Origin of the sequence: Campylobacter sp. RM16187 (assembly GCF_025319965.1) — a bacterium.
Classification (GTDB): domain Bacteria; phylum Campylobacterota; class Campylobacteria; order Campylobacterales; family Campylobacteraceae; genus Campylobacter_A.
Genome location: NZ_CP012549.1, coordinates 1,335,185 through 1,347,060 on the forward strand (window position 1 = coordinate 1,335,185; position 11,876 = coordinate 1,347,060).

At 39.2% G+C, this 11,876-nt stretch carries 12 protein-coding genes, 9 tRNA genes, 1 rRNA gene and 1 pseudogene; 14 read left to right on the forward strand and 9 right to left on the reverse strand.

The features are described from left to right. Nucleotides 1-2 precede the first annotated feature (2 nt). The 8 genes from CDOMF_RS07105 to CDOMF_RS07140 are packed head-to-tail and all read right to left on the reverse strand — an operon-like array spanning nt 3 to nt 5,718. Nucleotides 3-713 carry a zinc ribbon domain-containing protein gene (locus CDOMF_RS07105; protein ID WP_260951333.1) on the reverse strand — a complete coding sequence of 237 codons (711 nt, stop codon included), beginning with the start codon at nt 711-713 and terminating at the stop codon, nt 3-5. Between the two features lie 15 nt (nt 714-728). Further along, nucleotides 729-1,457 (reverse strand): Nif3-like dinuclear metal center hexameric protein, encoded by a 729-nt coding sequence (locus CDOMF_RS07110; protein WP_260951334.1) that lies wholly within the window; start codon nt 1,455-1,457, stop codon nt 729-731. After that, complete coding sequence (gene glyQ, locus CDOMF_RS07115) at nt 1,458-2,330, reverse strand: glycine--tRNA ligase subunit alpha (RefSeq protein ID WP_260951335.1); 873 nt, start codon at nt 2,328-2,330, stop codon at nt 1,458-1,460. 8 nt (nt 2,331-2,338) lie between these two features. After that, a complete protein-coding gene (locus CDOMF_RS07120) occupies nt 2,339-2,761 on the reverse strand; it encodes a GyrI-like domain-containing protein (RefSeq protein WP_260951336.1) in 423 nt (140 codons plus the stop codon). Further along, on the reverse strand, nt 2,761-3,231 hold the full coding sequence (locus CDOMF_RS07125) for a DUF3972 domain-containing protein (RefSeq protein ID WP_260951337.1): 471 nt from the start codon (nt 3,229-3,231) through the stop codon (nt 2,761-2,763). Before CDOMF_RS07125 ends, CDOMF_RS07120 begins: the two co-directional genes overlap by 1 nt. A gap of 11 nt (nt 3,232-3,242) precedes the next feature. Beyond that, entirely contained in the window at nt 3,243-3,740 is a 498-nt protein-coding gene (gene purE / locus CDOMF_RS07130) for a 5-(carboxyamino)imidazole ribonucleotide mutase (RefSeq protein ID WP_260951338.1), read from the reverse strand. Then, nucleotides 3,737-4,996, reverse strand: coding sequence for a peptidase U32 family protein (locus tag CDOMF_RS07135; protein ID WP_260951339.1), 1,260 nt, complete (start codon nt 4,994-4,996; stop codon nt 3,737-3,739). Before CDOMF_RS07135 ends, purE begins: the two co-directional genes overlap by 4 nt. Then, nucleotides 4,993-5,718 (reverse strand): chemotaxis protein, encoded by a 726-nt coding sequence (locus CDOMF_RS07140; RefSeq protein ID WP_260951340.1) that lies wholly within the window; start codon nt 5,716-5,718, stop codon nt 4,993-4,995. The genes CDOMF_RS07135 and CDOMF_RS07140 overlap by 4 nt, the downstream gene beginning before the upstream one ends. A gap of 134 nt (nt 5,719-5,852) precedes the next feature. On the opposite strand from CDOMF_RS07140, the gene CDOMF_RS07145 reads away from it, so the two are divergent. From CDOMF_RS07145 to CDOMF_RS07210, 14 genes and pseudogenes are all read left to right on the forward strand, one after another. Then, the gene (locus CDOMF_RS07145; protein WP_260951341.1) at nt 5,853-6,632 is read left to right on the forward strand and encodes a histidinol-phosphatase; all 780 of its coding nucleotides are present in this window, start codon (nt 5,853-5,855) and stop codon (nt 6,630-6,632) included. 88 nt (nt 6,633-6,720) lie between these two features. Then, complete coding sequence (gene glnA, locus CDOMF_RS07150; protein WP_260951342.1) at nt 6,721-8,151, forward strand: type I glutamate--ammonia ligase; 1,431 nt, start codon at nt 6,721-6,723, stop codon at nt 8,149-8,151. Nucleotides 8,152-8,271: 120 nt separating this feature from the next. Then, nucleotides 8,272-8,347 (forward strand) — tRNA-Lys (locus CDOMF_RS07155). A gap of 5 nt (nt 8,348-8,352) precedes the next feature. Then, nucleotides 8,353-8,428, forward strand: a tRNA-Val gene (locus tag CDOMF_RS07160). A 12-nt stretch (nt 8,429-8,440) separates the two neighbouring features. Continuing rightward, a tRNA-Asp gene (locus CDOMF_RS07165) sits at nt 8,441-8,517 on the forward strand. Nucleotides 8,518-8,535: 18 nt separating this feature from the next. Beyond that, nucleotides 8,536-8,611: transfer RNA gene (locus tag CDOMF_RS07170), tRNA-Lys, on the forward strand. Nucleotides 8,612-8,625: 14 nt separating this feature from the next. Then, a tRNA-Glu gene (locus tag CDOMF_RS07175) sits at nt 8,626-8,701 on the forward strand. Between the two features lie 39 nt (nt 8,702-8,740). Continuing rightward, nucleotides 8,741-8,816, forward strand: a tRNA-Val gene (locus CDOMF_RS07180). 12 nt (nt 8,817-8,828) lie between these two features. Further along, nucleotides 8,829-8,905, forward strand: a tRNA-Asp gene (locus tag CDOMF_RS07185). Between the two features lie 19 nt (nt 8,906-8,924). Then, nucleotides 8,925-9,000: transfer RNA gene (locus CDOMF_RS07190), tRNA-Lys, on the forward strand. Between the two features lie 16 nt (nt 9,001-9,016). After that, nucleotides 9,017-9,091: transfer RNA gene (locus CDOMF_RS07195), tRNA-Glu, on the forward strand. A 333-nt stretch (nt 9,092-9,424) separates the two neighbouring features. Beyond that, a pseudogene (locus CDOMF_RS07200) lies at nt 9,425-9,671 on the forward strand (ComEA family DNA-binding protein); the annotation flags it as partial. A 75-nt stretch (nt 9,672-9,746) separates the two neighbouring features. After that, nucleotides 9,747-9,908: a hypothetical protein gene (locus tag CDOMF_RS07205; protein ID WP_260953184.1), complete on the forward strand. Its 162-nt coding sequence runs from the start codon at nt 9,747-9,749 to the stop codon at nt 9,906-9,908. Nucleotides 9,909-10,052: 144 nt separating this feature from the next. Continuing rightward, a complete protein-coding gene (locus CDOMF_RS07210) occupies nt 10,053-11,294 on the forward strand; it encodes an IS256 family transposase (RefSeq protein WP_442863499.1) in 1,242 nt (413 codons plus the stop codon). Nucleotides 11,295-11,636: 342 nt separating this feature from the next. Here CDOMF_RS07210 and rrf read toward each other — a convergent pair. Further along, nucleotides 11,637-11,755, reverse strand: a 5S ribosomal RNA gene (gene rrf / locus CDOMF_RS07215). Between the last annotated feature and the right edge of the window lie 121 nt (nt 11,756-11,876).

Consider the following 11,876-nt stretch of genomic DNA (forward strand, 5'->3'; position numbering starts at 1 on the left):
GGCTATTCAGCCGTCTCTTTGTATAAAATTCTTCCACAGTGTGGGCAAGTAACTACATCTTCACCCTTTATAACAGCAGAATAAGTTTTATCATTTATCTGCATGAAACAGCCATAGCAAGCTTGTTTTTTTACAGGCACTACCGCAGTATTGTGCGCCCATTTGCGAATTTTCTCATAGAACGTAAGAATTTTTTGATTCATCTCGCCGATTAATTTATCTTTTTTCGCATAAATTTCAGCTCTTTCTTTCTCTATAGCGCCCACTTCTTGAGCGATGTCAGCTTCTATCTTTTCTAAATTTGCAGCAACTTCCGCACCTTTTGCTTCAAGCTCAGCTTTTAGATCGTTTTTACTTGCAATTATCTTTTCAAGTCTTTCTATCTCTTCGTTTGCCGCCTCAAGCTGCTCTCTGGCAAGCTCATCTTCAAGCTGAAGAGCCTTGATCTCTTTTTCAGTTTTTGCTGCTGAGCTTTTCTTTGATACATCTTTGATCTTAGCTGAAAACTCCGCGATATGAGCGTTTGTTTGTGATTTTTGAGACTTTAGCTCGCTAACCGCTTCATCAATGTTTGAAATTTGCTCCGTGATGCCTGCTTGCTCGTCCTTTGTCGCTCTTAAAACACGCTCGACTTTCTCAAGCCTAGGTCCAAATCCATCAATCTCTTTGTCGATTTGAGCAAGATCGACAAGTTGCTCTAAATACTTATTCATAACTTTCCTTTTTGTTTAGCAGTATGTAAATGGGTTTTTTGAATTAGATATTATAGTGACAATTGCGAAATTTTGCAAATATTTCGCCAAAGATGCCCCAAAATAGCGCTCAGTCTCAAAATGTCCGATGTCTATCAAATTTAGCCCGTTTATCTTAGCCTCAAGCGCTTGGTGGTATTTAAAATCCCCGCTCAAAAACGCATCGGCTTTAACTTTTGATATCAGATCTCCGCCGCTTCCCGTGCAGAGTGCAAGACGGCGAATTCTCTTTTCATTTGTGGTTTTTGCAACTCTTAGAGTTTGCAGGTTAAATTTATCTTTTATAAAATCACAAAGCTCTTCAAAGCTAAAATCCACATCCATGTATAGCAAAAATTCATCTTTCTCATACTCTTTAAAGCCCAAAACTTCGCTTGCCACATACTCGTTTAAGTGGCTTAAGTCGTAGTTTGTGTGAAGGCTGATTAAGGAAATATCCTTTTTTATCATCTGAGTTATGAGCGAGCTTGGATAAAGGCTTGAATTTATGCTTTTTAGTCCTTTAAATATGAGCGGATGATGCGTGATGATAAGCGAATTTGGCTTAACTTCGTTCAAAAGCTCAAAATCAATATCAAGGCTTAGATAAATTTGACTCACTTCATCATCAGGTGAGCCGATTATAAGCCCACTATTATCCCAGCTTTCTTGATTTTCAAACGGGCTTAGTTCGTTTAGAAATTTATAAATTTCAGCTATTTTCATCTATAAATTCGCCTCTTGCTCATCTATACTAGCCTTATAAGTTAGCGCGCACTCTTTGGCTAGTTCGCGAATTTTAAGTATATAGTCTTGTCTTTGAGTTACAGAAATTGCTCCACGCGCGTCAAGCACGTTAAAAGTATGAGCCGCAAGCATACAATAATCATAAGCAGGAAGCGAAATTTTAGCCTCCAAGCAGTTTTTACACTCGTTAAATGCGTTTTCAAACTGGTTAAAAAGCATCTTTGTATCGGCAACCTCGAAGTTATACTTGCTCCACTCATATTCGCCTTGTTTGTGTACATCGGCGTAAGTTACTACATTGCCGCCACTATTGTCCCAAACGATATCATAGACGCTATCAACATCTTGCAGATACATCGCAAGGCGCTCAAGTCCGTATGTTATCTCGGCACTTACCAGATCGCAAGTGATGCCGCCAACCTGCTGAAAATAAGTAAACTGCGTTACCTCCATACCGTCAAGCCAAACTTCCCAGCCAAGTCCCCATGCGCCAAGAGTCGGGCTCTCCCAGTTGTCTTCTACGAAGCGAATATCATGCTTTTTAAGATCAAAACCAAGTTTTTCAAGGCTTTTTAGATAAAGCTCTTGGATATTTTCAGGGCTTGGTTTGATTAAAACTTGAAATTGATAATACGCTCCCAAGCGGTTTGGATTTTCTCCGTATCTGCCGTCGGTCGGGCGGCGAGATGGCGCCACATAAGCCGTAGCCCAAGGCTTTTTGCCAAGGCTTCTTAAAAATGTCGCTTGATGGTATGTTCCTGCACCTGCGGGCATATCGTATGGCTGAAGTATCACGCAGCCAAGCTCTTGCCAGTAGTTTTGCAGTGTTAAAATTATTTGTGAAAATGTCATTTTTATCCTTACTTTATAGATACATAAATTTCTATTTTGTCTTTTAAATACTTTTCAAAGTCCGTTGCGTAGGCTCTTTTTAAATTTGAGTTTTCAAAAAACTCCCAAATTTCACGCCAAAGCTCTATCACCGCTCTCTCGCCTGCACCTTCTTTGCTAAATACGGCATATTTGCCAGCTTTTACGCTAACTTTTTCATAAACTCCACGCGGCAAGCCTTTAGTGCCAACAAGCAAAGAGTAAGAGCCGTTTATATCGCTTTCATACTCATGATAAACAGCGTAAATTTCATCAGTTCCGTTATAGCCGGAGTTTAAAAATTCTCTCCATAAATCAGCTATTTTGCCGCCCCCACTCATCTCGCTAGCATTATCCGTGCGAATTTTTAGTCCGCAAATTTCAAAGCTTTCTTTTAGCTCTATGATTTGCACTAACTATCCTTAAAATTTTCTACAGCTTTGTTCCACATGAGCTTATATTTACGCTTTAAAAACTCTATCTCTTCGTTAGCCTTTTTAAGCTGCTCGTTAAGCGTATCTATCGTCTTTCTATCCTCATCGTAAAGCTCTTGCATAGAAAAAAGCGCCTCTTTTAAAAATTTATTCTCGTTTCTTAGAGCGTCAAGCGTTTCGTCTTTAGCGTCAAGCACCTTTTCGTGCAAATTTAAGATAGTTCCTATCGTCTTTTCAACGAAGCTAAACCCCTCGCTTGGCTTGCTTGTTATGCTTAAATTTGCGCTTACGCTTGGCACCACGCTCATCGTGCCTTCATTTGCTTCGATGTAAATTTTGCCGTTTTCCTCTTTTGTGTTTAGCACTCCACGCTTTATCATCCCTTCGATGACTTCACGCTCTAAGTGCACGAGCTTGCAAAATTCATCAACGCTTAAATAAGTCTGCATTTTAGCTCCTTTTACGCGAGTAAGACCTCCACTTTTTTCGAGTCTTCCTCGACCGCTTTTGCCTTAGCTTCTCTGTCAGCCCTTAATCTCTCGTCAAGCGAGCTATCGTTAAGCGCTAAAATTTGAAGAGCAAGATACGCCGCATTTACCGCTCCTGCCTTGCCGATAGCAACGGTTCCTACCGGCATGCCTGCCGGCATTTGCACGGTTGAGTAAAGCGCATCAACGCCGCTTAGCGAGCTTCCACCCATCGGTATGCCGATAACAGGTCGAGTTGTGTTTGCAGCGATCGCTCCTGCTAAGTGAGCCGCCATGCCAGCTGCTGCTATAAATACTTGAGCTCCTCTGCTTTCTGCGCTTGATACATATTCGCTGGTTCTCTTTGGGCTTCTGTGAGCTGAAGAGATGATAAGCTCGTAGCTTACCTCAAATTTCTCTAAAACTTTTGCCGCTTCGTTTACTATCTCGTAATCGCTCTTGCTTCCCATTATGATCGAAACAAATTTCATCTTATCTCCTCTCTTAAAAAGCTAAATTCAGGCAGCTTTACGCCCAAATTAACCTCATTTTCATTTCCGCTGTGAATTTCGCTCATCTCTTTGCCTTTTTTTGTGATGAGTTTCTTAAATTCTATAAATTTCTTGCCCTCTTTAGCATAAATTTTACAAATTTCATTATCCGCTTCGCTTACGTCTTTGCCTATCGGCATGACAAGCTCGTAAGGTCTGTTTAAAACTATCTTAAATTTGCACTTAAAGAACTCTCCGTCCTCGCTTATGGCATTTACTTGATGAGTGCCCTCTTCTAGGCTGCTGAAGTGATTTTGAGTGCTTGGTCTTTCAAACGGTCTATGCACCAAATATCCATCGGTAAAGCCGCGATTTTTAAGCGTATTTAGCTCGGCATCATAAATTTGTGCGTCAAATTTGCCCGCCATCGCGTCATCTATCGCCATTTTATAAGCCCTTGCCGTACAAGCTGCGTAATATTCGCTCTTTGTGCGACCTTCTATCTTGAAGCTATCAACTACGCCTGATTTTATGATCTCCTCAACGTGAGCGGCAAGCTTTAGATCCTTTGAGTTCATGATATGTGTGCCGTTTTCATCCTCTTCAAGGCGAAATAGCACTCCGCTTTCGTCGTTTTTGGCGTAAAGCTCGTATTTAAAGCGACAATCATTCGCGCAACTTCCGCGATTTGCCATGCGTCCGCTTTGCACCGAGCTTACCAAACAGCGCCCCGAATACGCAAAACACATCGAGCCATGCACGAAAATTTCGATATCAAGCGTAGGGATTGCCTCTTTTATCTTTATCACATCTTTTAAATTCATCTCGCGAGCCACGACTATACGCTTTGCGCCCATGTCGTGATAAATTTTAGCATCCAAGAAATTTAGCACGTTTGCCTGTGTAGAGAGGTGAACCTCTATCTCAGGCGCTATCTCTTTAGCTAGGCTCATAACGCCCGGAGTTGCGATGATAAAAGCATCGGGCTTCATCGCTGAAATTGTTTTTAAATGGCGCTTTAAAGGCTCGATTTGCGAGTTAAAAGGAAAAGCATTAACCGTAGCGTAAAATTTCTTACCCTTTGAATGGGTGTAGCTTATCGCCTCTTCAAAGGTTTGCAAGTTAAACTCTCTTGCCGAGCGAGTTCTAAGCGAAAAGCTAGCCACACTGGCATACACGGCGTCCGCTCCGTATTCAAGTGCGATTTTTAGCTTGGTTAAATTTCCCGCCGGACTTAGTAGCTCAGGTCTTTTCACTTCTTACCCAAACTTTCGATCAAGGCTTCGATATCATCGTTGCTTACTAAATTTTCAGTCGTAGTATCGCCCGCGATATGCACGGCAGATCCTACGCGCTTTTCATCATCGATCTTGCCCTCAAATAGGCTGCTCATATACTTGCTAAGCGCGCGCATAACGTTTATAACGCGCTCTATCTTTTGGCGGTGGATGTCTTGATACTGCATCATATCCATGGTCATCATAACTTCATCTTCGCCCATTTGGATATTTCCAAGCACGTCTTCGGCGCTGTTTTTAAGCTCGCTGTTCTTATCAAGGGCTTCTTTAAAAGCAACTACATTTGGGAATTTTTCATGCAATTTCGTAAAAATTTCTATGTTGTATTGAGCTGCGCTTATGATATCCCTGCAGCCGCTTTCGGCATCCATGAAAAAGTTATTGATCGCATCAAGCTTATCAAACATCTGAGTGGCTTTCTCTTCGCTATCTTTTGTGACATCATCAAGCTGATGAACCATTTTGTGATCGTCAGTCGGCGGAGGCGGAGGCCAAGCTATATTTGCCGATACGCGGTATTCGCTATAAATTTCAACGTCATCTAAGCCTTTTACCTCGCTAGCAGGCTCTAGTTTTTTCTCCTCTTTTGCCTTTGCGGCAGGCTCTTCTTCTTTTATCTCTTCCTCATCAAGTCCGTCAAGTCCGCCTGCCATAAGGGCGTCTAACTCTTCTTGCGTCATAACAACTCCTAATCCAAATTTGGCAAGATTATATTAAAATTTAACGAAATATTAGTTTAAACAAAAATTTTGCTCTTAAATTTAATAAACTTTTGATAGCATTTTAACTGCTATTTAAAGTAAAAGGAAATTTGATGAAGGTGGATCTGCACAACCACACTCCGCTTTGCAAACACGCAGTAGATGAGCCGCGAGAGTACGTTTTCGCGGCGATTGATTCAGGAGCTTCTTATTTTGGATTTTCAGATCATGCTCCGATGAAATTTGACGAAGCTTACAGAATGAGCTTTGATGAGATGGAAATTTACGAAAAAGAGGTGCTTGCTCTTAAAGATGAGTTTAAGGATAAGATCGAAATTTTGCTTGGGTATGAGGTTGATTTTTTAGAAGGCTTTATGGATGAGCGAGTGCTAAATAGAAAGGTTGATTATCTAATCGGCTCGGTGCATTTCATAAACGGCTGGGGCTTTGATAATCCCGAATTCATAGGCGAATACAAAAACAAAGATATAGATAAAATTTGGGAAGATTATTTTTACTGCATAAGCGCGCTTGCAAGAAGCGGGAAATTTGACATCGTGGGACATCTTGATCTGATAAAAGTCTTTAAATTTTTGCCCAAAAAAGATGTAAGAATGATAGCTAAAGACGCGCTAAACGCGATCAAAAAGGCAAATTTGGTAGTTGAAATTAACGCCGCAGGGTTTATAAAGCCGATATCCGAGCAGTATCCGTCAAATCCACTCCTTGAAGAGCTTGCGAATTTAGATATCGCTATAACTTTTGGCTCTGATGCGCACGCAAAAGATCAGGTTGGGCTAAACGGGCAAAAATGCGAAGATATCGCTAGAAAATTTGGCTTTAGCAAATGCGCTTGCTTTAAAAACAGAGATAAATTTATGGTTGAATTTTAAAACGGGTGAAATATTAATATAAAAACAAACTTAAACATTAAAAAATGTGGTAAAATTACGAGATTTAAATCCAAGGAGATATAAGATAATGGGAAAATTTGTAAAGAGTGTCGATCATTTTTTTGAATTTTGTAAAGAAAACGAGGTTAAATTTGTAGATTTTAGATATACCGACATGAACGGCGGATGGCACAGTCTAACTTATAATGTAAAGGCGGTTGAAAAAGATCATTTTATCAACGGAATTCCTTTTGACGCGAGCTCTACAGGTGGCTGGCAACCTATCGATAAATCGGATATGATTTTAAAGCCTGAAGCAGAAAGTGCGTTTTTAGATCCATTTACGGCAGATATTACCGCTGTGGTATTTTGTGATGTATTCGATATTTACAAAGATCAAATGTATGAAAAATGTCCGCGCTCGATAGCCAAAAAGGCTATGGCTTATGTAAAAGAAAGTGGCATGGGAGATGTGGCGTATTTTGGTCCAGAGAATGAATTTTTCGTATTTGATAACGTTAAAATAATAGATCAGCCAAACTGCGCGATGTTTGAAGTGGACACTGAAGAAGGAGTCTGGAATGATGCAAGAGACTTTAAAGATAGCTACAATACAGGTCATCGTCCTCGCACAAAAGGCGGATATCTAGCCACTCAGCCGACAGATAGCATGGTTGATCTGCGTGCGGAGATGGTTCAAGTGCTTGAGCAAGTGGGCCTTGAAACCTTTGTCGTGCATCACGAAGTGGCTCAAGGACAAGGCGAGATAGGCGTGAAATTTGGCACTTTGGTTGAAGCTGCCGACAACGTGCAAATTTACAAATACGTCGTTAAAATGGTTGCTCACCTAAACGGAAAAACCGCTACATTTATGCCAAAACCTCTATATGGGGATAACGGAAGCGGCATGCATGTGCATCAATCAGTCTGGAAAGACGGCAAAAATTTATTCTACGGCAAGGGAAATTACGCGAATTTGAGTGATTTTGCACGCTGGTATATCGGTGGAATTTTACATCACGCAAGAAGTGTGGCGGCATTTACAAACCCGAGCACAAACAGCTATAAGCGCTTGATTCCTGGATTTGAAGCACCTTCGATACTAACCTATTCAAGCCAGAACCGCTCGGCTTCTGTTAGAATTCCTTACGGTTCTGGTGAGAAATCAGTAAGAGCGGAAATTCGCTTCCCTGATAGCACAGCAAATCCATATCTGGCATTTTCAGCTATGCTTATGGCGGGACTTGACGGCGTTAAAAAGCAGATCGAGCCGGTTGGTCCAATGGATGAAAATTTATTTAAACTACATCTTGACGAAATTCGCGAAAGAGGTATAGAACAACTACCTCACACTCTAAGAGGAAGCCTTGAAGCTCTAATTCGCGATAATGAATATTTAAGCCCTATTATGACAGATATATTTATAGATGCATTTCAGCACTATAAATTTGAGACGCAAGTCTGGCCTTATGAGGCTCGCCCTACGGCTTATGAGTTTAAAACTTGCTATTCTTGCTAAAACAAGGGGTGATTCCCTTGTTTCAATTTATAAATTTTAGTGTGTTTTTCGATATTTCTTCATATATTCTTGACAAATAAGTTCTTTTTGCGTATAATCACACTTCATTTTCAAAAAATTGTCTTGTTAGCTCAGCAGGTAGAGCATTTCACTTTTAATGAAGGGGTCGCTGGTTCGAGTCCAGCACAGGACACCATTTTCGGTCGCTTAGCTCAGTTGGTAGAGCGCCACCCTTACAAGGTGGATGTCATAAGTTCGAGTCTTATAGCGACCACCATTTATCTTGGTTGCGGCGGTAGTTCAGTTGGTTAGAATATCGGCCTGTCACGCCGGAGGTCGCGGGTTCGAGCCCCGTCCGCCGCGCCATTTTAAATTTTATCAAATGTCTTGTTAGCTCAGCAGGTAGAGCATTTCACTTTTAATGAAGGGGTCGCTGGTTCGAGTCCAGCACAGGACACCATTGTTTAGGGTTATGACCCTTTCGTCTAGTGGCCCAGGACTCTACTCTCTCAGTGTAGCAACAGAGGTTCGAATCCTCTAAGGGTCGCCACCAAAAGCTACATTTTAGCTTTTTTGTTATTTAGTTTTCGGTCGCTTAGCTCAGTTGGTAGAGCGCCACCCTTACAAGGTGGATGTCATAAGTTCGAGTCTTATAGCGACCACCATTTATCTTGGTTGCGGCGGTAGTTCAGTTGGTTAGAATATCGGCCTGTCACGCCGGAGGTCGCGGGTTCGAGCCCCGTCCGCCGCGCCATTTTAAAATCTTAGTGTGTGCCTCGTTAGCTCAGCTGGTAGAGCATATCACTCTTAATGATGGGGTCGTAGGTTCGAACCCTACACGGGGCACCATTTGATTTTGCTTGATGGCCCATTCGTCTAGCGGTTAGGACACCAGCCTCTCACGTTGGTAACACGAGTTCGAGTCTCGTATGGGTCACCAATTATTATTCTTAAAACAATATTATCATTATTTTTGTATAAAAGTCTAAATTTATTATATTTTTAAAAAATGTACAATAAATTTTAAAAATTTATAACTATTCAAACTATTTTATCCATCAGCAAACAAGTCTTTAAATTTATGCGTTTATATATTACTTTTTTGATGGCAATGCATTAAGTATCTGTAGATTATATGTCTATTTTTATAATCTATATACTATTTAAAATCATAATGCTTATAAAAATATACAAAATTACTTATATTTTTTAATATTTATATAATATCTTTGTACTATAATTTTATTAAAATTCAATTCAAAAGGAGTCAAAAATGAAAAATATATTAGGTAAGATATTTTTATCTTTAATTTTTTTATCCTCATATGCATTAGCTATAATAAATATTAATACGGCTACAAAAGAAGAGTTAATGAGCTTAAACGGCATAGGAGAGGCAAAAAGCTGATGCTATTATAGAATATAGAAAAACAAATACTTTCAAAAGCGTAGAAGATCTAAAAAATGTAAGCGGAATAGGAGATAAAATATTTGAAAATTTAAAAAGAGATATTTCTATATCAGGAAAAACCAAAATACCTGAAACCAAATCAAAAGACAAGACTAAAGAAGCAAAAGATAAAATAAATAAAAAAGTGGACAATGTAAAAGAAAAGACTAAAAACAAAGAACAGAATATAAAAGAAAAAGTAAAAGAATCAAAAGATATTACAAAAGAAAAATCCAAACAAAAAACAGAAGCAAAAAATAAGATGAAAGACAAAAAAGAAATTATCAAAGACATCAAAAATCAGTAAAATAATCAATCGTCTCTGAGTAATAAACTTACTCAGATACTTTTATATACTCATTCTAACAAGCAATCTCTCTAGTAAAAAATTTAAGACCCTATAAAATAAATTGTGTAAATGGCTGAAAAATGATATACTAGGAGAAATATTATGACAGCCAAAAGAAAGAAAAAAGAAAAAGATGTAATCGATTTGATGCTTGACAAGCTAGATTTTCATGGGATGACAAAAGACGAACTTACCGGTAGTGATGGGCTTTTGAGACAGCTTACGAGTAGGTTCTATGAGCGGGTGTTGGAAGCCGAAATGGATGAGCATCTTGGTTACAGAAAGCACGACAATGCAGGGGACAACACCGGTAACAGCCGTAACGGTTATACTGAGAAGAGTGTAATTTTGGATGATAACAGTACTACTGATATACATGTACCGCGAGACAGAAACAGTACATTCGAGCCTGTTATTATTCCTAAGCATGAGAAACGAAGTCCATTGTTCAACGATCAGATTATTTCGATGTATTCATACGGTATGAGTTGCCGTGACATTCAGCGACACTTACAGGAAGTGTATGGTGTAAATGTTTCAGCGGAACTTATTTCGAATGTAACGGAATCAGTAATGATGGATGTCAGAGAATGGCAAAACCGTCCGCTAGATAAATCATACCCTATTTTATTTCTAGATGCTTTACGTGTTAATTGCCGTCAAGACGGAAAAAACGTCAATAAAGCCTTATATGTAGCTTTGGCAATCAATTGGGAAGGCAAAAAAGAGGTATTAGGGCTTTGGCTATCTAATACAGAAGGAGCAAAATTTTGGATGGGAGTTCTTAGTGAGATAAAGAACCGAGGGACTGAAGATATTCTTATAGCCTGCATGGATGGGCTTACCGGATTTCCTGAAGCGGTAAAAGCAGTATTTCCGGATACTCATATACAGCATTGCATAGTTCATATGGTTAGAAGCTCTACCAAATTTGTTTCTTACAAAGACCTTAAAGCTGTATGCAAAGACTTGAAAGAAGTATATTCAGCTATAAATGAAAAGGCCGGAGCCGAAGCTCTTGAAGATTTTGGAAAGAAATGGGATGAGAAGTATCCGATGATTAAAGCTGCTTGGCAGAGGAATTGGAATGAGCTTGTTGAATTTTTTAATTATCCTGAAGAAATCCGAAAAGCTATTTATACTACGAATGCGATTGAATCGTTAAACTTCAGCTTAAGAAAAATCACTCGCAATAAATCAAGCTTTCCGGATGATGATTCGATATATAAAGTGATGTATCTTACGATACGCAATGCGAGTAAAAGGTGGACTATGCCTATAAGGAATTGGCCTCTTGCCGTTAATCAATTTGCTATACTATTTGACAAAAGGGTTTCTTTTTGATAAATTAAAAGAAAGCATTTACACAGTTTTTTGGACAAGGTCGTAGTTTGCTAAAATCAATCGGTTATCTATTTAACACAGCCAGATCTTTCTTTTTAAAACATCCATCCTACAATCAGAATACTTCTTAAATTCAGCCTGCTATGTATAAGGAGAATAAGACATTAGGTAAAGATTTTAAATATAAGTGTTTATAAAGCTTATCTTGTATAAATATATAAATGTCTTGATGTTGATATTATCGATATAAATATTTTAATAGCCGTTTAGATTAGATGTTTATGATAATGTTTTAATGAATTTTAGTGATTTAAATAAGTAGTAGCTTTGTATAAATAACAAAGCCCGCAACGACCTACTTTTCCAGCATCCCAGTAAGGGAGAGTATCATCAGCCAGGACGAGCTTAGCTTCTTGGTTCGAGATGGAGCAAGGCGTTTCCTCGTCTGTATAGTCACGGGCAGTGTTAGTTAAGTAAATTATCGGTTCGTCTTTTTAGTATCTTTGAATGAGTTTGCTATTTTTAATACTCACGGACAACACGTCCGCTCCGTTTAAAAACAGCCTCACAACATTCAAATCT